The organism is Pelagibacterium xiamenense (genome assembly GCF_021166475.1).
In the GTDB taxonomy this organism is placed as follows: domain Bacteria; phylum Pseudomonadota; class Alphaproteobacteria; order Rhizobiales; family Devosiaceae; genus Pelagibacterium; species Pelagibacterium xiamenense.
The window spans coordinates 212,072-233,145 of the sequence record NZ_JAJOYS010000002.1 but is presented as its reverse complement, the minus strand read 5'-3'; the positions used below and the strand labels follow the sequence as shown (position 1 = coordinate 233,145).

General features: G+C 63.1%; 20 protein-coding genes. 15 read left to right on the top strand and 5 right to left on the bottom strand.

From position 1 onward, the window contains the following. Positions 1 to 106 precede the first annotated feature (106 nt). The 4 genes from LSG43_RS09110 to LSG43_RS09095 all read left to right on the top strand — a co-directional run bounded on the left by LSG43_RS09110 (position 107) and on the right by LSG43_RS09095 (position 4,181). The gene (locus LSG43_RS09110; RefSeq protein WP_231803334.1) at positions 107 to 925 is read left to right on the top strand and encodes a UDP-2,3-diacylglucosamine diphosphatase; all 819 of its coding nucleotides are present in this window, start codon (positions 107 to 109) and stop codon (positions 923 to 925) included. Positions 926 to 1,006: 81 nt separating this feature from the next. Beyond that, on the top strand, positions 1,007 to 2,197 hold the full coding sequence (locus LSG43_RS09105; protein ID WP_231803332.1) for an MFS transporter: 1,191 nt from the start codon (positions 1,007 to 1,009) through the stop codon (positions 2,195 to 2,197). A gap of 109 nt (positions 2,198 to 2,306) precedes the next feature. Continuing rightward, positions 2,307 to 3,131, top strand: coding sequence for a UDP-2,3-diacylglucosamine diphosphatase (locus LSG43_RS09100; protein ID WP_231803330.1), 825 nt, complete (start codon positions 2,307 to 2,309; stop codon positions 3,129 to 3,131). A 24-nt stretch (positions 3,132 to 3,155) separates the two neighbouring features. After that, positions 3,156 to 4,181, top strand: coding sequence for a glycosyltransferase family 4 protein (locus LSG43_RS09095; protein WP_231803328.1), 1,026 nt, complete (start codon positions 3,156 to 3,158; stop codon positions 4,179 to 4,181). 81 nt (positions 4,182 to 4,262) lie between these two features. On the opposite strand, the gene LSG43_RS09090 is transcribed toward LSG43_RS09095, so the two are convergent. After that, entirely contained in the window at positions 4,263 to 9,452 is a 5,190-nt protein-coding gene (locus LSG43_RS09090) for an apolipoprotein A-IV repeat region-like domain-containing protein (RefSeq protein ID WP_231803326.1), read from the bottom strand. 363 nt (positions 9,453 to 9,815) lie between these two features. On the opposite strand from LSG43_RS09090, the gene LSG43_RS09085 reads away from it, so the two are divergent. From LSG43_RS09085 to LSG43_RS09045, 9 genes are all read left to right on the top strand, one after another. Next, positions 9,816 to 10,196, top strand: a complete 381-nt coding sequence (locus LSG43_RS09085) for an Hpt domain-containing protein (protein WP_231803324.1) — start codon at positions 9,816 to 9,818, stop codon at positions 10,194 to 10,196. A gap of 75 nt (positions 10,197 to 10,271) precedes the next feature. Beyond that, complete coding sequence (locus LSG43_RS09080; protein ID WP_231803322.1) at positions 10,272 to 10,592, top strand: 2Fe-2S iron-sulfur cluster-binding protein; 321 nt, start codon at positions 10,272 to 10,274, stop codon at positions 10,590 to 10,592. 261 nt (positions 10,593 to 10,853) lie between these two features. Next, positions 10,854 to 12,248, top strand: coding sequence for a siroheme synthase CysG (gene cysG, locus LSG43_RS09075; RefSeq protein WP_231803320.1), 1,395 nt, complete (start codon positions 10,854 to 10,856; stop codon positions 12,246 to 12,248). A 7-nt stretch (positions 12,249 to 12,255) separates the two neighbouring features. Next, positions 12,256 to 12,561, top strand: coding sequence for a DUF2849 domain-containing protein (locus LSG43_RS09070; RefSeq protein ID WP_231803318.1), 306 nt, complete (start codon positions 12,256 to 12,258; stop codon positions 12,559 to 12,561). Then, on the top strand, positions 12,548 to 14,206 hold the full coding sequence (locus tag LSG43_RS09065; protein WP_231803316.1) for a nitrite/sulfite reductase: 1,659 nt from the start codon (positions 12,548 to 12,550) through the stop codon (positions 14,204 to 14,206). The genes LSG43_RS09070 and LSG43_RS09065 overlap by 14 nt, the downstream gene beginning before the upstream one ends. Next, positions 14,193 to 15,479, top strand: a complete 1,287-nt coding sequence (locus tag LSG43_RS09060) for a phosphoadenylyl-sulfate reductase (protein ID WP_231803314.1) — start codon at positions 14,193 to 14,195, stop codon at positions 15,477 to 15,479. The genes LSG43_RS09065 and LSG43_RS09060 overlap by 14 nt, the downstream gene beginning before the upstream one ends. 61 nt (positions 15,480 to 15,540) lie before the next feature. Further along, the gene (locus tag LSG43_RS09055) at positions 15,541 to 16,572 is read left to right on the top strand and encodes an NAD(P)/FAD-dependent oxidoreductase (RefSeq protein WP_231803312.1); all 1,032 of its coding nucleotides are present in this window, start codon (positions 15,541 to 15,543) and stop codon (positions 16,570 to 16,572) included. A 2-nt stretch (positions 16,573 to 16,574) separates the two neighbouring features. Beyond that, on the top strand, positions 16,575 to 16,904 hold the full coding sequence (locus LSG43_RS09050) for a 2Fe-2S iron-sulfur cluster-binding protein (protein WP_231803310.1): 330 nt from the start codon (positions 16,575 to 16,577) through the stop codon (positions 16,902 to 16,904). Positions 16,905 to 16,992: 88 nt separating this feature from the next. Then, on the top strand, positions 16,993 to 17,607 hold the full coding sequence (locus tag LSG43_RS09045; RefSeq protein WP_231803308.1) for a LysE family translocator: 615 nt from the start codon (positions 16,993 to 16,995) through the stop codon (positions 17,605 to 17,607). A 3-nt stretch (positions 17,608 to 17,610) separates the two neighbouring features. On the opposite strand, the gene arsC is transcribed toward LSG43_RS09045, so the two are convergent. Genes arsC through LSG43_RS09025 form a run of 4 tightly spaced genes read right to left on the bottom strand, consistent with a single transcriptional unit; the run spans position 17,611 to position 19,990 of the window. Further along, the gene (gene arsC, locus LSG43_RS09040; RefSeq protein WP_231803306.1) at positions 17,611 to 18,033 is read right to left on the bottom strand and encodes an arsenate reductase (glutaredoxin); all 423 of its coding nucleotides are present in this window, start codon (positions 18,031 to 18,033) and stop codon (positions 17,611 to 17,613) included. A 36-nt stretch (positions 18,034 to 18,069) separates the two neighbouring features. After that, a complete protein-coding gene (gene arsB, locus LSG43_RS09035) occupies positions 18,070 to 19,131 on the bottom strand; it encodes an ACR3 family arsenite efflux transporter (protein WP_231803304.1) in 1,062 nt (353 codons plus the stop codon). 6 nt (positions 19,132 to 19,137) lie between these two features. Next, positions 19,138 to 19,638: an arsenate reductase ArsC gene (locus tag LSG43_RS09030; RefSeq protein ID WP_231803302.1), complete on the bottom strand. Its 501-nt coding sequence runs from the start codon at positions 19,636 to 19,638 to the stop codon at positions 19,138 to 19,140. Next, positions 19,631 to 19,990: an ArsR/SmtB family transcription factor gene (locus LSG43_RS09025; RefSeq protein ID WP_231803300.1), complete on the bottom strand. Its 360-nt coding sequence runs from the start codon at positions 19,988 to 19,990 to the stop codon at positions 19,631 to 19,633. Before LSG43_RS09025 ends, LSG43_RS09030 begins: the two co-directional genes overlap by 8 nt. Positions 19,991 to 20,151: 161 nt before the next feature. Between LSG43_RS09025 and LSG43_RS09020 the strand changes: the two genes are divergently transcribed. Next, a complete protein-coding gene (locus LSG43_RS09020; protein WP_231803298.1) occupies positions 20,152 to 20,430 on the top strand; it encodes a hypothetical protein in 279 nt (92 codons plus the stop codon). Positions 20,431 to 20,762: 332 nt separating this feature from the next. Then, a complete protein-coding gene (locus LSG43_RS09015) occupies positions 20,763 to 21,029 on the top strand; it encodes a DUF2147 domain-containing protein (RefSeq protein ID WP_231803296.1) in 267 nt (88 codons plus the stop codon). The last annotated feature ends 45 nt before the right edge of the window (positions 21,030 to 21,074 follow it).

The window sequence follows — 21,074 nt, the reverse complement described above, 5'->3', positions numbered from 1 at the left end:
ACCCGGCGGCGCTGGTTTCTTATCCGGGCGGTGACCCCTATAGTGCCCCGATAAGGCCGTTGGCGAATCGCGGCACGTCGACAAGAGCATGAGGGCGGTCCCCCGTATGGAAGAACCCCAAAGCGTACGGCACGTGCGGGCGCTCTTTATTTCCGACGTGCATCTGGGCATGAAGAACATCCGCGTCGCCGAGCTTGTCCAGTTCCTGCCGCTTTACGAAGCCGACACCATTTACATCGTAGGCGATCTGATCGACGGCTGGCGGCTGCAGAAAGAGTGGCATTGGCCGCCGCTCTACGACGAACTCGCCTCCCTGCTTTTGGACAAGGCCGCGCGCGGGACGCGGATGGTGTATCTGGCAGGCAATCACGACGAGTTCCTGCGCGACTATCTCGGCACGTATTTCGGCGGCGTCGAGATCGTCGACCGGGCCATTCACGAGACGGCGGCCGGCCGGCGCTATCTCGTTATTCACGGCGATCAGTTCGACGTCGTCGTCGCCAACGCCAAATGGCTCGCCCATATAGGCGACTGGGCCTACAATCTTGCGCTGAGGGTCAACGTCCTTGTCAATTGGGTGCGGCGGCGGCTGGGGCTTGCCTATTGGTCGCTTTCGGCGTGGGCCAAGCAGAAGGTCAAGAATGCTGTGAGCATCATGGGCCGGTTCGAGGAGGCGCTCTCGCTCGAAGCGCGTAACAGCGAGGTGGACGGGGTTATCTGCGGCCACATCCACAATGCTGCGATGCACCACAAGTTCGGTATCCACTATCTCAATTCGGGCGACTGGGTGGAAAGCTGCACGGCCATCGTGGAGACCCATGAGGGTGAATTCGAGCTGATCCGCTGGGGCGAGATTTCCGCGCCACCCAAAAAGCGCCGCCGCTTCGGACGCCGCCGGGACGCGGCACAAAACCCGGAAAACTAACATTTCAGGCTTGCCAGCCGCACGAGTGCGCCGCAATGATCGCGGGGAACCCGGACGTTCGCCTCAACCGGATCCGCCGCGATGACATTTGCCATGCCGGCGCGTTTCGCATCTCCCGAGATGCGGACTGCGCTTTTCTACTTCTCGATGTTCATGACCCCGGCAACGGCCACGCTGCTTTTGCCGATCTGGCTGGATTCGCGCGGGATTTCCGAAGCGGAAATCGGCGTCATCAACGCCGCGCCCATCTTTTTGATGATCGTGCTGAATCTCGTGGTCGGGCGGATCGCCGACAAGGCCAATGACTGGCGCAGCGTCATCATCGTGCTTTCGGTTGCTGCGGCGGTCGTGCCCTTCGGGCTGTTCTTCGTTACCGACTTCTGGGGCAGCCTTATCGTCTGGACGTTGTGCATGGTGCCGTTCCTGTCGCTCGAGCCGGTCATCGATGCGGCGGCGACGCGGATGACACGGCGGCGCGGCAGCGATTTCGCCCGCGTGCGGATCTGGGGCAGCATCGGGTTTATAGCGCTTACGGCCATCGCCGGCTTTGTCTATGGCTGGCTGGGGATCGTCGTTTTCGTTCCGCTGGTCGTCATCGTAAGCCTTTTGCGCGGCGTGGTCTCACTGCAACTGCCGTTCTTCCGGGCGCCCGCGGGCGAGGAAGCCACGGTGGCACAGACCGTCAACACCGATGCGGCGGCGACGATGCGGCAAGTGCTCAAGCCTTGGTTCATGCTCACCATGATCGGCACGGCGATCCTGCAGGCGAGCCATTTCGTGCTTATGGCTTTCGGGGCGCTGATGTGGGTCCGTATCGGCGTGCCGGAGGCTTCGATCGGCGTGATCTGGGCGATCGGGCCTGCGTGCGAACTGCTGACGATGTTTTTTTTCGCACGGATCGCGCGGCGGTTCTCCGCGCGGCACCTGTTGCTCATCGCATGCCTTGCCGGGGTGGTGCGCTGGACGGGTGTCGCGTTCGCCACGGAGGCCTGGCAGATCGCGATCCTCCAGACGCTGCACATGGTGACCTTTGCCGTTTCCTATCTGGGTATCGTCAACTTCATCGCCAACTGGACGCGCGAGGAGATCGCCGCGCAGGCGCAGAGCTTCTACGTCGTCCTTCGCCAGGCGGCCAATGTGGTCGCGCTTGTGAGTTTCGGACCGCTGGTTGCCGCATTTGGCTTGCGTGCGTTCCTGGCGGCGGCAGCCGCCGCGGCGCTGGGGGCGGTCCTTGTCGGCATTTCGCTCGTTATCAAGGAGACGAAGCGCTAACCGCGAACGGTTGTGGCACGCCGCCTTATTTCGCGGGGTGTCACGAAACAGTTGTGCAAATCAGGCATCAGCTCAAATCGCATTGGATGATCAACGCTGGATTTGGGCGATGCGGACCACCACCGATGTCAGGCGCGTACGCGCGCTGTTTATCTCGGACGTGCATCTGGGAATGCGCAGTATCCGGGCGGACGCGCTTATCGAATTTCTCGCGACGATTGAAGCGGACACGATTTACCTTGTTGGCGACATTATCGACGGGTGGCGGCTGAAAAAGAGCTGGCACTGGCCGCCGCAATACAACCTTCTGGTTCAGTCGATCCTGGAGCGCGCGCGACAGGGGTGCCGCGTGGTTTATCTGCCGGGCAATCACGACGAATTCCTGCGCGATCATTTCAACACCAATTACGGCGATGTCGAACTGCGCGACCGCGAGATCCATATCGCGGCGGACGGGCGTACCTACCTGGTCATCCATGGTGACCAGTTCGACATGGTGGTGCGGCACGCGAAGTGGCTCGCCCATATCGGGGACTGGGCCTACAACACCATGCTGCGCGCCAATGTGGTGCTGAACTGGGTGCGCCGGCGGCTCGGAATGCCGTACTGGTCGCTCTCCGCGTGGGCCAAGCGCAACGTCAAGAACGCGGCGAGTTTTATCGGACGGTTCGAGGAAGCACTGTCGCATGATGCGAAAGTGGCGGGGGTGGACGGGGTCATCTGCGGGCACATCCACAACGCCACGATGCACGAAACCTACGGTGTGCACTACATAAATTGCGGCGATTGGGTCGAAAGTTGCACCGCTGTCATTGAAACTTTTGAGGGGAGTTTCGAATTAATACGTTGGACAGCTGCGAAAACGCAGCCAGTCCCGTCGCGGCGGCGAAAGCGGCAGACTGTTTTCAACCGCCTCCTGTCGACGCGCGAATAGACGCAATCGGGTCTGGGGGCAGGTATGGACAAGCTTTTGATCGTCACGGATGCCTGGCACCCCCAGGTCAATGGCGTCGTGCGCTCGCTCGAGCGCGTTGGCGACGAATTGCGTGCGCGGGGGATGGACGTCCATTACCTCACGCCCGAGCGGTTCTGGACCATGCCGCTGCCAACCTATCCCGAGATCCGGCTCTCGCTGGCCGGTCAAGGCGCTGTCAGCGCGCAGCTCGACGCGATCGATCCCGACTACATTCACATCGCAACCGAAGGGCCGCTCGGGCATGTCGCCCGGCGCATTTGCCTGGCGCGCGGGCTGGCGTTTTCGACGAGCTACCACACCCGGTTCCCCGAGTATCTGGCGGCGCGGCTGCCCGTTCCTGCCGAATGGAGCTACAACTATTTGCGTTGGTTCCACGGTCCGGCGGCCGTTACGATGGTGCCGACGCGCAGCGTGCTCAAGGATCTGCGCCGGCACAAGTTCCGGCATCTGGCGCTCTGGTCGCGCGGGGTCGACGCGGACCGGTTCGCGCCGGGACCCAAGTCGATGTTCACGAGCCTGCCCGGGCCCCACCTTGTCTGCGTCGGCCGTGTGGCGGTCGAAAAAAACGTTTCGGCATTCCTCGATCTTGATGTGCCGGGAACGAAGATTGTCGTTGGAGACGGTCCGCAGCTCGAAGATTTGCGCCGCGCCTATCCCGAGGTGATTTTTACAGGCCGTTTGACGGGCGAGGCCTTGAGCGCGGCCTATCGGAGTGCCGACGTGTTCGTATTCCCCTCGCGCACCGATACTTTCGGCAACGTCATGATCGAGGCGATGGCCTGCGGCACGCCGGTTGCCGCCTATCCGGTGACCGGGCCGGTTGACGTCTTGACCGATCCTGCCAGTGGCGTCATGGACGAGGATCTGGGCGGTGCGGTCCTCAAGGCGCTGACCTTGTCACGGGAGGCAGCGCGGGCGCATGCCTTGCGCTTCACCTGGGCAAATGCCGCCGATCAGTTCTCCGGGCACCTCGTATCAGCACGGGCAGCCATACGCCACGCGGCGTAGGCGCGCTTCAAGCCCCGCCCTGCAAAGAAAAAGCGCGGTGGACATTCACCGCGCTTTTCAGGTCTTACAATTTACCGCCGATTAGCCAAGCCGGCCGCTCGCGTGTGCGAGCATGGTATAAACCTTGCCGCGGTTGGAAACGAGCTGGTCCATCATTGCATCGCCGCCATTGGGGCCATTGCCGGCCTCACGGAGCAATTGTTCGAACTCGCTCATATAGGCGTTGGCCGTACGGCTGAATTCGGCATCACGCTGGAACTTGCGGCGGACCTCGTCGAAGGTCGCCTGGCCGGTGATGGTATAGAGCCGACGGTTGAACGCGCCCGACTCCCCGTCCTGATATCGGTTCCAGGCCGTCGAGAGGGCGCGGTCGTCGATGGCGCGCGCGATGTCCTCTGTGAGGCTCGAGAGGTTCAGTGGCCGCCGGGTTTCCTGGCTGGCCGAGGCATTGCGCAAGACGTCGCGCAGCCAACCGCCATCTTCCTCGGAAGCCGGGGCGGGGGTCTGTGCAGGCCGGGTTTCGCGCGTGTTGCGCGACTGGGACAGCGCTTCGTTGAGACGCTCGGACGGCGATTTGGGTGTCGGACGCTGCTCGACCGCGGCGGCTGCCGGCTCGGGCTGACGCGGCGCGGGTTCGGGCTGGCGCGGCGGCTCGGGCTCACGGCGCGGCTGCGGGGCCGGTTCGGCGCGGCGGGGCGCCTCGAAGCTCTGGGCACGCGGCGCCGGAGCGGGCGTCAGACGGCTCGGCGCGGAACGGCCCGAAACCTCGTGCGTACCCGGCTGGGCGCGGACGATGGCGTTGAGCTCGGAAAGCGCTTCGATCTGTTCGGCGACGACCCGGCGCATGGCCGCGGCGCTGGCGCGGGTTTCCTCTGGCAGGTCGAGCACCGAGCGCTGCAGTTCGTTGCGCGTGGCTTCGAGTTCCTGACCGAGCTGGCTTGCGGTCGTGCGCATGGCATCGGCGGTATCGGAGAAGCGACGGGTCGCGTCGGCGTAGGCGCGCTCGATGTCGGCGAGCAGTTCGCTCTGGGTCTGGCGTAGCGCCTGGCTGGCGCGCTCGCCCTCGCCCGAGGCCATGTCGCCGATCGTGGCGATCTGGCCCGAGACGGCGTCGGAGGTCGAGTTCAGCGCTTCTTCCATGGCACGGCGGGCTTCGATCAGGCGGCGCTCGGTCTGGTTGACCGTATCGGCGATCGACTGGGCGAAGCCGCGCAGGCGGGCATCGATTTCGTCGGTGCGCGTGGCGAAACCTTCGGCCAGTGCTTCCATCGCGCCGCGCCGGCTGTCGAGCGTATCCATGGTGGAATTGGAGACCTCGGCAAGGTTTGCGGCCGCGGAGGTGAAGCTGTCGGTCTCGGCCGACAGTTTGCCGGACATCTGGCCGAACTCGTCGAGCATCGAAGCAATCGTGGATTGCAGCGCCCCGACGTGGCGGCCCATGACTTCGCCGGCCTGCTCGGTGCCCGCGAGCGCGTCGCGCACCGCGTTGGAGTAGCTCGAGGTCTGCTCGGTGACGTCGCCCTGCAGCCGCGCCAGGTTTCCGGCGGAGCTTTCGAGGACCCGCTGGAGCAAGAGGTTGGCGTCGTTGAGCTTGCGCAGCGATTCCGTGACGTCGTGCTCGATCCGGCTCGAAGAGGTGGCCATGAGCTCTTCGGCTTCGCGCGCATTGGTTTCGAGGGCGGCGCGCAGCAGGTTGGTCTGGTTGCCCAGGGCGCTGGTGAGCTGGTTCTGCTTGGCGTCGATGAGTTCGGCGAAATTGTCGGTGTGCTCGGAAACGATGCGGTTGATTTCCGAAGCCTTGCGGCCGAGTTCGTCGGCGGTGTGGACGGCGCGAACCTCAACGAGATCCTCAATCTGCACCGCGGCGGTCTTGAACTCTTCCATCGCCTTGCGGACCACTGCGTCCATGCGCATGGCGGTCTGCTCGACATCGGCGGAGATGTTGGCGGTGATATTGGCGAGCTTGTCGTTGAGCACACCCTCGATCCGTGTCGCGCCGGATTCGAGGTCTTCCATCGAGCGCCCGATTGCCGTGTGGATCGAGCTGGTAAGTGTCGATTCGATCCGGTCGGCGCCCGACTCGAGGTCGCGCATGGTGTCCGAGATCGTGCCGTGGATCGCTTCGTTGAGGCCGGACAGCCGCTCGGCGGTGATCTCGGCGCGGGTGGTGATGGCTTCGGGCAGGGTGCCCAGGCGGTCGTCCACCATCTCGGTGATCGCGTCGCGGGCCTCGACGAGGCGCGATTCCACGAGGTCAGCCGCGTCGCGCGCGCTCTGGCCAACGCTCTCGGCGGCCTTGTCGATGCGTGCAGTGACACCTGTCTCGGCGTCTGCGATGCGCAGAACGGCACTGTCGATCTCGCGGCCGATATTGGCGTTGATCTCTGCGATCTTGCCCTTGATGAGGCTCGAAACCTGGCTCGTGCGGCTGTCGATCGTCTGGTTGACACTGGCGAGGCTGGTATCGACCGCAGTGCGGAAGCTCTCGCCCGAGGCCTCGACGGCACCGGTCAGTTCGCCGGTGCGCTCGGAAATAATCTGCCCGATCTTTTCCGCGCGTTCGTCAAGCGAAGCCTCGAGGGCGCCAGAGCGCTCGCGGATTTGGGTGTCGAACTTCTCGGTCGCCTCGTCAACGGTGTTGCCGAGGACGCGCGTGCGCTCGGTGAGCGTTTCGGCAAGGTGGCTGGCGGTGATGTCGAGCATCGAATTGACCGCGCTGGTGCGTTCGGCAAGCGTATCGTGCAACTGCGTGGTGCGCGCGGCCAGGGTCGTGTCGAACTGCTCGGTGCGGCGCTCGAGCGCTTCGGAGAGCTCGCTCGAACGGCCCTCGATAGCGTTGGAGAATGCCGTGGCACCGTTTTCGAGCGCAGCGTTCAACTCGCCCGCGCGGGTGCTGATGTTCTCGCCAAGCGCATCCGCGCGTTCGTCGAGCGCCTGCGAAAGCGCCGCAGTGCGGGCTTCGAGCGTCGTCGAGAAGCGACCGGTGCGCTCATCGAGCGCGCCCGCCAGTTCGTTCGAGCGGGCATCGATGGCTTCGACGAAGGCCTGGGCGCGACCGTCGAGCGCGTTGCCGAGGAAGGTGGTCTTGCCATCGACGAGGTCGGCGAACGCTCCGGCGCGGCTTTCGAGAGCGGCGGTAAGGGCGCCGGCCTTCTCCTCGATGGTGGCGCCGAGCCGGTCCGCATTGCCTTCGAAGGTCTGCGAATGATGGTCGAGGGCCGAAATGAGCCGTTCGCCCTTTTCGCCCACGACCGCGTCGACGCTGGAAATCCGGCTGTCGAGGATGACCGAGATCTCATCCACCCGTGCGTTGAGCTGGGCGATAGTATCGGCACCGGCGCGGCTGAGGGCCTCGCGCGTCTGCTCAGCAGATTCGGCCAGCGCGCCGTCGAGCTGCAGGCTCAGGGACTGGATCTGGCTGTCGATGGCATTGGACTGGATCGCGAAGGTTTCGTCGAGCCGGTCGGTGATCCGGTTAAGGCTGGCCTGCGCCTCATCTGCGCGGGCCGTTATGTCGCCGGAGACGCGCTCGCCAAGCGCGGCGAAGGCCGTGCCCAGCGCGTCGGAACGGCGCGAGAAGTCCACGAGGATGGAATCGGCGGAATCGCGCAGCACTTCGCCGAGCGAGGAGGCCTTGTCCTCGATGGCCGTCGAAATCGCGATGGTATGGCTGTCGAGCGCGTTGACCAGCCCGTCGACGCGGCGGTCGACCGTCTGGGCGATCGAATTGGCCCGGTCGTCGAGTGCTGCGGCGAGCTTGTCGGTGCGCTCCGCGAAAGTGTTGTCGACGCGGCTGGCGCCCGCGTCGAGCGCTTCTGCGATGGCTTCGCTGCGGTTGGTGAAGATCGAGTCGATGCGGTCGGCGCGCTCGTCGAGCGCTGTGGTGAGGGCAGCGGCCTTCTCATCGATGGAGGTTGCGAACAGGGCGGACCGCTCGTCCAGCGCCGAGGCGAGCCCACCGGTCTTTTCCTCGATCGTCCGCGTGAGCGTCGAAGTGCGCTCGTCGAGCGCCTCGGTGAGCAGCGAGGTGCGGGATTCAAGGGTTGCGCCGAGCGAGGACGTGCTTTCCTCGAGCGCGCTGTTGATGCGGCCTGACGTGTCGGCAAGGGCCGTTTCCACGCGCTCGGCGTGCCCATCGAGCGCCGATTTCACCAGCGAGGCGCTGGCGGTGAGCGTCGAATCCAGCCGTTCGGTCGAGCTGTCGAGTGCGCTGGTGAGGGTACTTGCGCGATCGCTCAGCGTGCCGTCGAGGCGGCTGGCGCTGTCTTCGAGCGCCATCATCAGGTCCGACGTGCGGCTCTGAACCGTCTCGGTGAAGGACTGGCTGCGGCTGTCGAAGGCCATCTCGATGGCGGCGCCTGCTGATTCGATGGCGCCGGCAATGTCGTTGCCGCGCTGCGAGAGGTCGCCGGTGATCTGCGAGCCGGCGGTGCGCAGGCGGTCGGTGAGGCTGTTGCTGATCTGATCAATGTCGGACGAGATATTGCCGTGGACCGCGGTGATGGCGTCGCGCATGCGTTCGGCATTGGTCACGACCGCGTCGCGCTGGCTGGCGAGCTCTTCGATGAGCTGGCGCATGCGCGTTTCGTTGTCCGAATAGGTGCGTTCGAGCGCGGTCACCTCGTTGTGGACCATCACTTCGAGTTCGCTGGCGCGCGAGAGCGCGCGTTCGAGCCCGTCGCCGATGGCGTTCACCTCGCGGCGGACGGCCTGGCCGACGGTGGCGATCTTGTGTGCTGCAGCGGATTCGGGCTCGTGCAGGCGCATGGCCGCCTGGGTCATCGAGTTGGCGGCAAGGCGGAGATCCTGAGCGCGCCGGACGAGAAAAGCGATGGCGATCATCGCCAGAACGGGCAGGGCGATAATGGCGGCGAGCGCGGCGAAGTCGAGGGTCTGGGTAAATTCGACCGGGGAGAGCCCATCCGCGAACTGGCTGCCGTAGCGCAGCCACGCGATGAGCGCGACGCCGGCGATCCAGAGCGCCGAGGCGCCGATGGCGACCCATATGGGCGCGTTGGATGCGCGCGAAAGCGGGGCGAAGCCGAAGCTGGAGCGGTCGTCGTTGGCGACGGTCGTCGCTTGTGCGGCGATCTTGTCGGCGGCGCGCAGGCGTTCGTTCGATGTCGGTGTTTCCCGCTTGGCCGGTTGGCTCTCGACCTTGCGGGCGGGCTTGTCGTCCATCGAAAAGACCGAGTCCTTCAGTGCGTTTTCGACAGCAGAGAATGCCAGTGCTGCCGGATCGTCCTTTGGGTTGGTCGATTTGTTCGCCATACTCGAAACTACTCTTTACTCATGCGCCGCTTTTCACGAACGAACGCCGAAACGGGGCCGGCGGCTGGGGCCATGTGCACGTGTCCCCAGCGCGGATGAACTGATGCCCATATGCCGTTCACATATAGGCGCAATTCCGCATCTTCGTCTGCTCGTAACACGAACATATACACGGTTTGGCGCGATTGCTGAAATCTTTATTAAAAATTCGTTAATGCCGCGCCGCCGCTTTCCCCAGATAGATGAAACGCCCCACCTTCAAGGGCCTTCCCGAGTGGGGTTAAGCCTCTTTTCATTTCCGCAACGCTAGACTGGTTTTCGGTATTTTCCAAGAGGCGGCAGAAGACCGCGAAGGGGCAAGACATGCCACAGCCGCACGAGCTGGCCATTCATCCTGAAGGACGCGTCGACCGCACGAGCCGGCCGATCGATCTGGTGCATCTGGCCCGCCAGACGCTGGGGGACAAGGCCCTTGAATGGGAAGTGCTGCGAATGTTCGACCGGCAGGTCAATCTCTATTTCGAGCGCGTGCGTGCAACCACCGATCCGGACGAGCTTGCCATGGGCCTGCACACGCTCAAGGGTGCGTCGGCCGGCATCGGCGCGGTCAGCCTTGCGGGGATCGCGAAGGCGGCCGAAACCGAACTGCGCGAATCCGGCGCCCTCGAGGACGAGACGCTCGACGATATGGCCATGGCCGTGGCCGAAGTCAGCGCTTATATCCAGAGTATCGTGACCGACTGACCGGCTTGCGGAGGGGGCGCGGTGCCCCTATATCGGGCGCGCATTCTTCCTTCCTCCGCCCGGAGCCTCACGCCCATGCCCCTTATCACCTTCATCGAACCCGATGGCGCGCGCCACGAGGTCGACGCCGTGCCCGGCGCGACGCTTATGGAGACTGCCATCCGGAACGGGGTGAGGGGCATCGTGGCCGAATGCGGAGGCGCCTGCACCTGCGCGACATGCCATGTGTATGTCGATGCGGACTGGCTGGCGGTTACCGGCGGTCCTTCGCCCATGGAAGAGGACATGCTCGATTTCGCCTTCGAAGTGGAGGAAAACTCCAGGCTCTCGTGCCAGATCCGCGTCCGCGACGAGATGGACGGCCTGGTGGTCACGATTCCGAAGCGGCAGGGGTAAATGTAATCCCGAGTGTTCCGGTCGGCTTTGTCGGCGGGTGCCCAATCGCGGAATTTTTTTCGCGCTATGCGTAGCGGCTGTTCTTTGGCGTTCTATGGGCATGATGCGGAGGGAAATAAACGGCTTTGCTGATACCGCGCGCTTGCTGAAAGTCCCGGAAATCCTTATTTTTGAGCAACTTCGCAGTCGGTGGAAAGCACAGCTTTGCAACCGGCGGCAACGAGACCCCTGAACCTCTGGTTATTTGGAGCAAGCTGTCCGGTGGCACGGCTCGATACATTTCCGGTTTCTTTCAAGGTTGCCGGACGCGCGATCCTGATCGTCGGCGGCGACGACGAGGCGCTGGCCAAGGCGCGGCTCGCCGTCAAGACGAGCGCGCGCGTGCGGGTCTTTGCCGAAACGGTTGAAGCCGATTTCTCCGGACTGGAGATAGAGATGGTCGAGCGGCCGGTCGAAGCGGCCGATTTCGCCGACGCGGCGCTCGTCTTTATCGCCGATCACGGGGCTGAGGGCGAGCGTGCGCATGCGCTGGCGAAGGTTGCCGGGGTTCCCGTCAACGAGGTCGACGTTCCCGAAAAGTGCGACTTCTACACGCCCGCGATCATCGACCGCGCGCCGATCTCGATTGCGATATCGTCCGAAGGCGCAGCGCCGGTTCTTGCGCGGCTCGTCCGCGCGCAGATCGAGGCGCTGCTCTCGCCCCGGCTCGGCGCAATCGCCCGGCTCGCCGGCGCGATGCGCGACAAGGTTTCCGCAGCGCTTGCCGACGGCGGGGCGCGCCGGCGCTACTACGAGGCGCTGGTAACGAGCGCCGCTGTGGAAGCCGCGGTCGATGCGGGGCAGGGCGAGGCCGAGGCCGACCGGTTGCTCGATGCGCATGCGGCGGCTGAGAGCGGCGAGGGTGTCGTGTGGCTCATCGGTGCGGGTCCGGGCGCAGAAGACCTGCTGACCCTGCGCGCGCAGCGCCGCCTGCAGGAAGCCGATGTGATCGTACACGACCAACTCGTGCCTGCCGCCGTCATCGAGATGGGCCGGCGCGACGCGGAACGGATTTCGGTCGGGAAGGCCAAGGGGCATCATTCGTTTTCCCAGGCGCAGATCAATACGCTCATTGTGCGCCTTGCCCGCGAGGGCAAGAAGGTTGCGCGGTTGAAGTCCGGCGACCCGATGGTGTTCGGGCGCGCAGGCGAGGAAGTCGCCGCGCTGCGCAAGGCGGGGATTGCCTATTCCATCGTGCCGGGTGTGACCTCGGCGCTCGCGGCCGCGGCCGATACGGCGACGCCGGTGACGTTGCGCAAGGTTTCGAGCGGGTTCGTCTTTGCCACCGCGCATGGTGCGGATAACACCGACCTCGCGCATTGGGCGTCGCTCGCGCAATCGGGCTTGACGCTCGGGCTCTATATGGGCAAGTCCATCGCCGCCACGGTAGCGGGCGATCTGCTGGCGCACGGACTTTCGCCCGTGACGCCGGTCGGGATCGTTGTCAATGCGGGCCGCGCGGACAAGGCACTCTATTCAGGCACGGTGGGAGCGATGGCGCAGGATGCCATCGACTTCGCCGATGGACCGGCCATTATCTTCATCGGACATGCGGTCGCGAGCGGTGACTGGGCGCAAGCCGCCGAGATCGCGCCCGACGTGAAAAGGACAGCTTAGGACGGCAATGGAAATCCTCACGGGAAACGAACTGCTCTCGGGCGCCGTCGTCTATCTCGACGGCGAAGGGCATTGGGGCGAGGACCTGCAAAAGGCGCGGGTCTTTGCAAAGGACGACGCCGAGGCGCGTGACGCTGCGATCGCCGCGACCCAGGCCACCGGCATGGTCATCAGCATCGAGGCCGAGGCGGTGAGCGTCGAGGACGGTGTGATCGTCCCCAACCGTATCCGTGAGCGCATCCGCGCCGAGGGCCCCACCACTCCGCGTTTTTCCCGCCAGAACCTCGACGAGGACGGCCATGTATCGATATGACGAGTTCGACGCCGCGTTTGTAAACGAACGCGTTGCCCAGTTTTCAGACCAGGTGCGCCGCCGCATTTCGGGCGAGCTCAATGAAGACCAGTTCCGGCCCCTGCGGCTTATGAACGGTCTTTATCTGCAGCTTCACGCCTATATGCTGCGCGTCGCCGTGCCCTATGGCACGCTGTCGTCAAAGCAGATGCGGATGCTGGCGCATATCGCACGCAAGTACGACCGTGGCTACGGACATTTCACGACGCGGCAGAACATCCAGTACAACTGGCCCAAGCTGCGCGACGTGCCGGCGATCCTTGCGGATCTCGCCTCGGTCGAGATGCACGCGATCCAGACTTCGGGGAACTGCATAAGAAACGTCACGACCGACCAGTTCGCCGGCGCGGCGGCCGACGAGATCATCGATCCGCGTCCGGTTGCCGAGATCATCCGGCAGTGGTCGAGTCTGCACCCGGAATTCACCTTCCTGCCGCGCAAGTTCAAGATCGCCATCACCGGCGCGCCGAACGACCGCGCGGCGGTGAAGTTCCACGATATCGGGCTGATGGCGCAGACCAACGGCAAGGGCGATGTCGGCTGGGCGGTTTATGTCGGCGGCGGGCTTGGCCGTACGCCGATGATCGCCAAGCTCATCAACGGTTTCGTGCCGCATGAACACCTGCTGGCGTATCTGGAGTCGATCCTGCGCGTCTACAACCGCTATGGGCGCCGGGACAACAAGTACAAGGCGCGCATCAAAATCCTCGTTCACGAGGAAGGCCTCGAGACGATCAAGGGGCAGGTCGAGGAAGAGTTCGCGCAGGTACGCGGTGGCGTTTTGACCCTGCCGCAGGAAGAGCTGGACCGGATCACCGACTATTTCGCGCTGCCCGCATTCAAGGACGTCGGCGTTGTCGATATCGATGTGGAGAAGGAGAAGATCCTCAATCCGGCCTATGGACGGTTCCTTGAGAACAACACCTTCCCGCATGCCAAGCAGGGCTATACCTCGGTCACGATCTCGCTGAAGCCCATCGGTGGCGCGCCGGGCGATGCGACGGCCGAGCAGATGGAGGTCGTTGCGGATCTCGCGGAAAAGTACAGCTTCGACGAATTGCGCGTGACCCACGAGCAGAACCTCGTTCTGCCGCATGTCGCGCTCACCGATCTCAAGGCGGTCTATGACGCGCTGGTGGAGGCTGAGTTGGCCGAAGCCAATGCGGGCGAGATCACGGATATGATCACCTGCCCGGGGCTCGATTACTGCGCGCTGGCCAATGCCCGCTCGATCCCGATCGCGCAAGATATCTCCAAGCGCTTCTCGGCACCCGAGCGGCAGAAGGAGATCGGGGACCTCAAGATCAAGATCTCGGGCTGCATCAATGCCTGCGGGCATCACCACGTCGGTCACATTGGTATTCTTGGTGTCGAGAAGAAGGGCACGGAGCTTTATCAGATCACCGTTGGTGGCGATGCGAGCGAAAATGCGGCCATCGGCAACATCCTGGGACGCGGTTTCGTCGCCGAGGAGGTGCCCGGCGCCATCGAGAAGCTGGTGGACACCTATATCGCCCACCGGGAAACCCCGGATGAAACCTTCATCGCGGCCTATCGCCGGCTGGGCGACGCGCCGTTCAAGGAGGCGCTTTATGGCAACGGCTAATCCCATGTTCACGGTCGCGGAGGCCAAGCCCGACAAGCTGCGGTCGCTCGGCATCATCGCGCTCAACGGCATGTTCGACGAGATGGATGCCGAGGGCGTGCTGCGTCAGGCTGCCGAGGAATTGCTGCCGGGCGATCTGGCGATCGTCTCTTCGTTCGGGGCGGATTCGGCGGTGCTCTTGCACGTCGTGTCGAAGGTGAACCCAGATCTGCCGGTGCTGTTTCTGGAGACGGGCAAGCATTTCCCCGAAACGCTCGCTTATGTGGAAACGCTCAAGCAGCAGTTGGGGCTGACGAACGTACTGGCGCTCCATCCGGACAGCGGCGATATCGAGCGGTTCGATCCCAACGGCAACCTCTGGGAGACGGACCCCGACAGCTGCTGCCATATCCGCAAGACCGAACCGCTCGAAAAAGTGGTCTCGGGCTATGGCGGATGGGTGACCGGCCGCAAGCGGTTCCAGACTTCGGACCGGGGCGTGCTGCCGCATTTCGAGTTGACGAGCGACGACCGCATCAAGGTCAACCCGCTTGCGTACTTTACGCATGCCGATATCGAGGCGTACAAGGCCGAGCACGGCCTGCCCGAGCACCCGCTTTACGCCGAGGGCTACAAATCCATCGGCTGTGCGCCGTGCACAAGCGCCGTTGCCGAAGGCGAGGACCCGCGCGCGGGCCGTTGGCGCGGGCTCAACAAGCAGGAATGCGGTATCCACTTTGACTTCAACGGGAAGATTGCGGCGCCCATGAGCCAGTCGGAGAAGACCCTGTTCAAGGACGGTGAGTTCAAGGCCGATCCCTGGCGCGCCTGGGCCGAGGACGACGTTCCCGGCGACGTGCGCTATACGCATGTGCCGGTCACGGTTTTCCTTGAGAACCGCGACGCTTTCCTTGCCAGCCCGCATCCGATCGGACTGCAGGTCGATCCCGGTGAGAAGGTCGAGGACGTCGCAGAGGATCTGGACCGGTTCTCTTCGATTGCAATCAATTTCCCCAAGTTCACCGACGGGCGCGGCTATTCCAGCGCACGGCTGGTGCGTGAGCGCTACGGCTACGAGGGCGAGATGCGGGCGGTAGGCGATGTTCTGACCGACCAGATCCCCTTCATGCGCCGTTGCGGCATCAACGCGTTCATCGTGACGCACAAGCCTACGCGTGAGGCGCTGGAAAAGGACGCTCTGGCGGCGGTTTCGCACTACTACCAGCCGGTGGGGCTGGGCGAAGTGCCGGCCGGCACGCGGCCCTTCCTGCGGCGCAATGGAAGCTATACTTGAGAGGCAAGCTCATCTATAGAGCGCCCCAAACCGATAGATCGATCCTGATAAGGACCATTCAATGAGCGGAAATGAAATCACAACCGATGTCGTGATCATTGGCGCGGGCCCGGTGGGGCTTTTTGCCGTGTTCGAGCTGGGTCTGGTCGACCTGAAATGCCACGTCATCGACATTCTGGACCGGCCCGGGGGACAGTGCGCCGAGCTGTACCCGGAAAAGCCGATCTACGACATTCCCGCTTTCCCCGAAATTTCGGGGCAGGGGCTTACGGACAATCTGATGAAGCAGATTGCGCCGTTTTCGCCCGAATTCCACTATTCGCAGATGGTCACCAATGTCGAGAAGCTGCCCGAGGGCGGCTTCCGGGTGACGACGGACGCGGAGACGGTCTTTAACACCAAGGTGATCGTGGTCGCCGCGGGCGGCGGTTCGTTCCAGCCCAAGCGTCCGCCGGTTGCCGACGTCGAGCAGTATGAAGGCAAATCGGTCTTTTATGCCGTGCGCAAGATGGAAGAGTTCCGCGACCAGGACGTGGTCATCGTCGGGGGCGGGGACTCGGCTCTGGATTGGACGCTCAACCTCGAACCCATCGCGCGGTCGCTTACGCTCGTTCACCGGCGTGACCAGTTCCGTGGCCACGCGGACAGCGTCAACAAGATGCACGCGCTCGTCGAAGAGGGCCGGATCAACTTCGTCATCGGCCAGCTCGGCAGGCTTGAAGGCAAGGACGGGCAGCTCGAGGAAGTCGTGCTCAACACCAAGGCCGGCGAGATGGGCATTCCCGCAACCCGTCTTTTGCCGTTCTTCGGGCTCACCATGAAGCTCGGACCGGTTGCGGACTGGGGCCTCGACCTGCACGACAACGCGCTCATCAAGGTTGATACCGAGAAATTCGAGACCAGCGTGCCGGGCATCTTTGCCATCGGCGACATCAACTGGTATCCGGGTAAGCTGAAGCTCATCCTTTCGGGCTTCCACGAGGGCGCGCTGATGGCGCAGGCTGCCAAGCGCATCGTTCACCCGGACGAGAAGGTCATCTTCCAGTACACCACGTCCTCGACCAAGCTGCAGAAGAAACTCGGAGTCGCATAAAGATGCAGATCATCGTCACCGACCAGGAAGGCACCGTCCATGAGCTCGAAGCGCTCGAGGGCTGGCGCGTGATGGAGGTGATCCGCGACTGGGGCCTCAACATCAAGGCCGAGTGCGGCGGGTCGTGCTCGTGCGCGACCTGTCACGTCTTCGTCGACGCGGAATGGGAAGACAAGCTCAACCCGCCATCGGACGAGGAAGAGGACATGCTGGATTCCGTGCCCGATATCCAGCCCAATTCGCGGCTTTCGTGCCAAATCCTGATGAGCGAAGAACTCGACGGGCTCAAGGTGACGCTGGCAGACTCCGCGCGCCAGGAAGACGCAGCCTAGCTCAGGGCCGGCGCGAAGGTGCCGCTTTTCTCCGAGGCCATTCCGGTGTAGAGCATCGTGCCTGCCTGGGCCCCGTGAGCACGATGCCATGTTCCTACTCGACTTTCTTCCCTATGCCGTTGCGCTCGCCATCGCGGCGGCGATTCCCGGGCCGGGGATCGCGGCAGCGGTGGGCAAGGCGCTCGGTTCGGGATTCCGGCCGGCGCTGTGGTTTCTCGGAGGGCTGGTTTTAGGCGACCTTACCTATCTCAGCTTCGCGGTGCTTGGGCTTACGGCGATCGCAGCGACGTACTCGGGTCTGTTTGTCGTCATCAAGTTCGCCGGGGCGGCGTATCTCGTCTACCTGGCGATCAGCTTCTGGCGGGCGGGGATCGATCCGGAAAAGGTCTCGGCCCGTAAGGGAAGCGGGTTCTTCGCGTCGATGCTCTCGGGCTTCTCAGTAACGATCTCAAATCCAAAAACCATCATCTTTTATATGGCACTGCTGCCCACCGTGGTGGACCTCGAACAGGTGACGCCTGCCGATTTTGGCTGGCTGGTCGTGATCTCCATTGCCGTGCTCTATGTCGTTCTCGTGCCCTATATCGCGTTGGCCGCAAAGGCACGGAACTTCCTGCGCAATCCGCGCGCCCTCAAGTTTCTCAACCGGGGTGCTGCCGGCGCAATGGCCGGGGCGGCGGCCTTCATCGTCGCCAAGCAGTAAGCGCTATTTGACGCGCTGGCCCTCTGCATCGATCACGACTTCGCCGTCTTCCTTCGTGAACGGGCCGATATCGGGATTGGGCAGGATGTCGAGGACCACCTCGGACGGACGGCACTGACGGACGCCGCGTGGCGTCACGACGAAGGGGCGGTTGATGAGGATCGGGTGGGCGAGCATTGCGTCGAGCAAGGCGTCGTCCGACAGGCTCGAATCCCCGAGGCCAAGTTCTGCAAAGACCGGCTCCTTGGCGCGCATGGCGGCGCGGACCGTGAGGCCCGAACGGGAAATGAGATCGACAAGCGTGGCGCGGTCGGGCGGGGTTTTGAGATATTCGATTATCACAGGTTCCTCGCCGCTTTGACGGATCATGGCGAGGGTGTTGCGCGAAGTGCCGCAGTCGGGGTTGTGGTAAATGGTGATGGTCATGGCCTGATCCTGTCGTGACGTGTCCTCGAGGCGGAACTATTGCTCGGTGAAACGGTGCCGGTTGCGATTGGCCAGAGCCACGAGGGAGAGCATCACCGGAACCTCAACGAGGACGCCAACGACCGTCGCGAGCGCTGCTCCGGAATTAAGCCCGAACAGGGATATTGCCACGGCCACGGCAAGTTCGAAGAAGTTGGATGTGCCGATCAAGGCGCATGGCGCCGCGATATTGAACGGAATTTTCCACTTCCATGCCGCCCAGAACGTAATGCCGAAGATCCCGTAGGACTGAATGAGCAGAGGGATGGCAATAAGGACGATGATCAGCGGGTTGGCCAGGATGGTCGCGCCCTGGAAGCCAAACAAGAGCACCACGGTAATGAGCAGTCCGAGCACCGAGAACGGCTTGACGCGGGCATTGAACGCGTCGAGCGACTGCTGGTCACCATCGCTAAGCAGAAGCGCGCGCGTTATCATGCCGGCAATGAGCGGAACGATGACATAAAGACCGACGGACAGCAGCAGGGTCTGCCAGGGCACTGTCAGTTCGGTCAGGCCGAGCAGAAGGGCCACGATGGGCGCGAAGGCGAAGACCATGATGACGTCGTTCACCGAAACCTGCACGAGGGTGTAGGTCGCGTCTCCGCGCGTGAGTTGTGACCAGATGAACACCATGGCGGTGCAGGGCGCGGCGCCAAGCAAGATGAGGCCGGCGATATATTGCTGGGCATCGGCGGGGTCGATCAGGGGCGCGAAAAGGTAGTTGAAGAACACGACGCCCAGGAGGGCCATGGTGAACGGCTTTACGAGCCAGTTGACGACAATGGTCAGGACCAGACCCTTGGGACGCTCGCCAATTTTCGCGATCGAGGCGAAATCAACCGCGACCATCATGGGGTAGACCATGGCCCAGATGAGGATCGCCACCACAAAATTCACCGAGGCGTATTCGAGCGCTGCCAGGGCGGCGAAGGCGCCTGGGAACAGATTGCCAAGGACGACGCCGGCAACAATCGCGGCAGCGACCCAGACGGACAGCCATTTTTCAAAAAAGCCGATTCCGCCCGCGGGCGCGGGGGCAGTGGTATCGATGGTCATAGGAATTCAGTCCTTGGTCTGGCCGATGGCGGCGAGTTTGGTCTTGAGCGCCAGCCGGTCGATGCTCTCGAGGGGCAGGTTGATCAGGAGCGAAATGCGGTTGCCCAGCTGCCGGGCGGCCTCGGCGAAAGCGACGTGCTTCTCGCTATCGGTGCCCTCGGCGGCGGCGGGATCGGGTACGCCCCAATGCGCGGTCATCGGATGGCCGGGCCAGACGGGGCATTCTTCCTTCGCGGCGTCGTCGCAGACGGTAAAGATGAAATCGAATTCTGGCGCGCCCGGTTCGGCGAATTCGTCCCAGCTTTTCGATCGGGCAAATCCCGGGTCGATATTGAGGGTTTTGAGCATGTGAATAGTGAAAGGGTGGACCTCACCCTTGGGATGGCTGCCGGCGGAATAGGCCCGGAACCGGCCCCGACCATCACGGTTGAGCAGAGCCTCGGCGAGGATCGAGCGGGCTGAATTGCCCGTACACAGGAAGAGGACGTTATAGACGGGCTCAGTCACAGCAGGTCTCCGCAGTATCCGGTTGCAGGCACGAAAGGGTATTCACGAGTGGCGCGCAGATTTCGGGGCGCCCGCCACAGCAATCCTCCAGCAAAAATGCGACAAGCTGACCGGCCTGCGCGAAATTTGCGCGGTAGGTGATTGTCCTGCCGTCGCGTTGGCCCTCGATCAGGCCTGCTCGCGCGAGCACGGAGAGGTGGTTCGAGACCGTATTCTGACGTCCCTCTACCGCCTCGGCGACTGCTCCGGCGGACAGCCCATCAGTTCCGGCCTTGATGAGCCGGCGGAAGATGTCGAGGCGCGTCGGTTGCGCGAGTGCAGAGAAGGCGTCGATGGCGTTATTAGTATCCATGTATCGAGATATATCGATATATAAACGGCGTGTCAAACGCGCTGACGCTGCTGTCATCCAATAACCAAAGTTAAGGGCCGCAACGGCGCGCCGCCGGCATCGTTTGGCGAAGGGCGGACATGCCGTCCGCCGCTTATGCTCTTGTCTAAGAGGAGAAAGATATGAAGCTCAAAGCTCTCGCCACGCCCTTCGCACTGTTCGCCGGACTTACGCTCGGCGCGGGCGCATTCGCCCAGACGCCTATCGGCACGATCACTGTGACCGATGAACAACTGCCCCATGTCCAGGCTTACTGTGAAGACCTCGCAGGTGAACACTCGGACGCCGACTCGGACAGCGATGATTCCGAAGCCGGTCCGCTCGAGGAGGTTCAGACCCCTAACATCGACCTCTCGTCGATCACGATCGACGACTGTGAAGAAGCCGGCCTTGTCGAATAGGCCGATTGCCAAACGGGAATGGTCCGGTCGCCAAGTCGGCCGGGCCTCCTACGGACGTCTCGGAAGACGCATATCGGAGCAATCGGATACAAATTTGAACAGGCGTTTCGACAGGCTTGCCGAGGGCCGCATTCCGGCGAATTGTCGATATAGGAACCCCGCGCAACCTTTTCAAATCATTGCTAAATTTTTATCACGAATTCATCCGATTAAGGCAATTGTGCCCAAAATTGGTCCAACAAAGGCCATCCGGCGGAGCGAGCGTTTGGGGGTTCGGAACTGGCGGGCAACGACCTTCCAGCCGGACACAAACCTTAAAAAGGACTACTTCAATGAAAACCAATCTGCTTCTTGCTTCCGCTACCCTCGTTGGTGCTCTCGCCGCAGGCACTGCCTTTGCGCAGACGCCTATCGGAACGATCACCGTGTCCGACCAGGACCTGCCCTATGTTGCCCAGTACTGCGAAGAAATGGGCAGCAAGTCCTCGCTTTCGGACGCGTTCGACGTTGAGCCTTCGCTGACCGCGGAGCTGGCGACGCCCAACGTGCAGATCTCGTCGATCTCCTACAGCGACTGCCAGAAGGCGGGCCTTATCTAAGGACCCGCTCTTACATCTCACCATGAGATTGCAAGTTTGGAGGGC

Bases quoted from the DNA above. Each gene is read 5' to 3' on its own strand.
- LSG43_RS09055 (WP_231803312.1), top strand. From the start codon at position 15,541: ATGAGCGGAAATGAAATCACAACCGATGTCGTGATCATTGGCGCGGGC.
- LSG43_RS09025 (WP_231803300.1), bottom strand. From the start codon at position 19,990: ATGGATACTAATAACGCCATCGACGCCTTCTCTGCACTCGCGCAACCG.
- LSG43_RS09045 (WP_231803308.1), top strand. From the start codon at position 16,993: ATGTTCCTACTCGACTTTCTTCCCTATGCCGTTGCGCTCGCCATCGCG.
- LSG43_RS09100 (WP_231803330.1), top strand. From the start codon at position 2,307: ATGCGGACCACCACCGATGTCAGGCGCGTACGCGCGCTGTTTATCTCG.
- arsB (WP_231803304.1), bottom strand. From the start codon at position 19,131: ATGACCATCGATACCACTGCCCCCGCGCCCGCGGGCGGAATCGGCTTT.
- LSG43_RS09060 (WP_231803314.1), top strand. From the start codon at position 14,193: ATGGCAACGGCTAATCCCATGTTCACGGTCGCGGAGGCCAAGCCCGAC.
- LSG43_RS09085 (WP_231803324.1), top strand. From the start codon at position 9,816: ATGCCACAGCCGCACGAGCTGGCCATTCATCCTGAAGGACGCGTCGAC.
- LSG43_RS09105 (WP_231803332.1), top strand. From the start codon at position 1,007: ATGACATTTGCCATGCCGGCGCGTTTCGCATCTCCCGAGATGCGGACT.
- LSG43_RS09080 (WP_231803322.1), top strand. From the start codon at position 10,272: ATGCCCCTTATCACCTTCATCGAACCCGATGGCGCGCGCCACGAGGTC.
- LSG43_RS09110 (WP_231803334.1), top strand. From the start codon at position 107: ATGGAAGAACCCCAAAGCGTACGGCACGTGCGGGCGCTCTTTATTTCC.
- LSG43_RS09020 (WP_231803298.1), top strand. From the start codon at position 20,152: ATGAAGCTCAAAGCTCTCGCCACGCCCTTCGCACTGTTCGCCGGACTT.
- arsC (WP_231803306.1), bottom strand. From the start codon at position 18,033: ATGACCATCACCATTTACCACAACCCCGACTGCGGCACTTCGCGCAAC.
- LSG43_RS09065 (WP_231803316.1), top strand. From the start codon at position 12,548: ATGTATCGATATGACGAGTTCGACGCCGCGTTTGTAAACGAACGCGTT.
- LSG43_RS09015 (WP_231803296.1), top strand. From the start codon at position 20,763: ATGAAAACCAATCTGCTTCTTGCTTCCGCTACCCTCGTTGGTGCTCTC.
- LSG43_RS09095 (WP_231803328.1), top strand. From the start codon at position 3,156: ATGGACAAGCTTTTGATCGTCACGGATGCCTGGCACCCCCAGGTCAAT.
- LSG43_RS09090 (WP_231803326.1), bottom strand. From the start codon at position 9,452: ATGGCGAACAAATCGACCAACCCAAAGGACGATCCGGCAGCACTGGCA.
- LSG43_RS09050 (WP_231803310.1), top strand. From the start codon at position 16,575: ATGCAGATCATCGTCACCGACCAGGAAGGCACCGTCCATGAGCTCGAA.
- LSG43_RS09070 (WP_231803318.1), top strand. From the start codon at position 12,256: ATGGAAATCCTCACGGGAAACGAACTGCTCTCGGGCGCCGTCGTCTAT.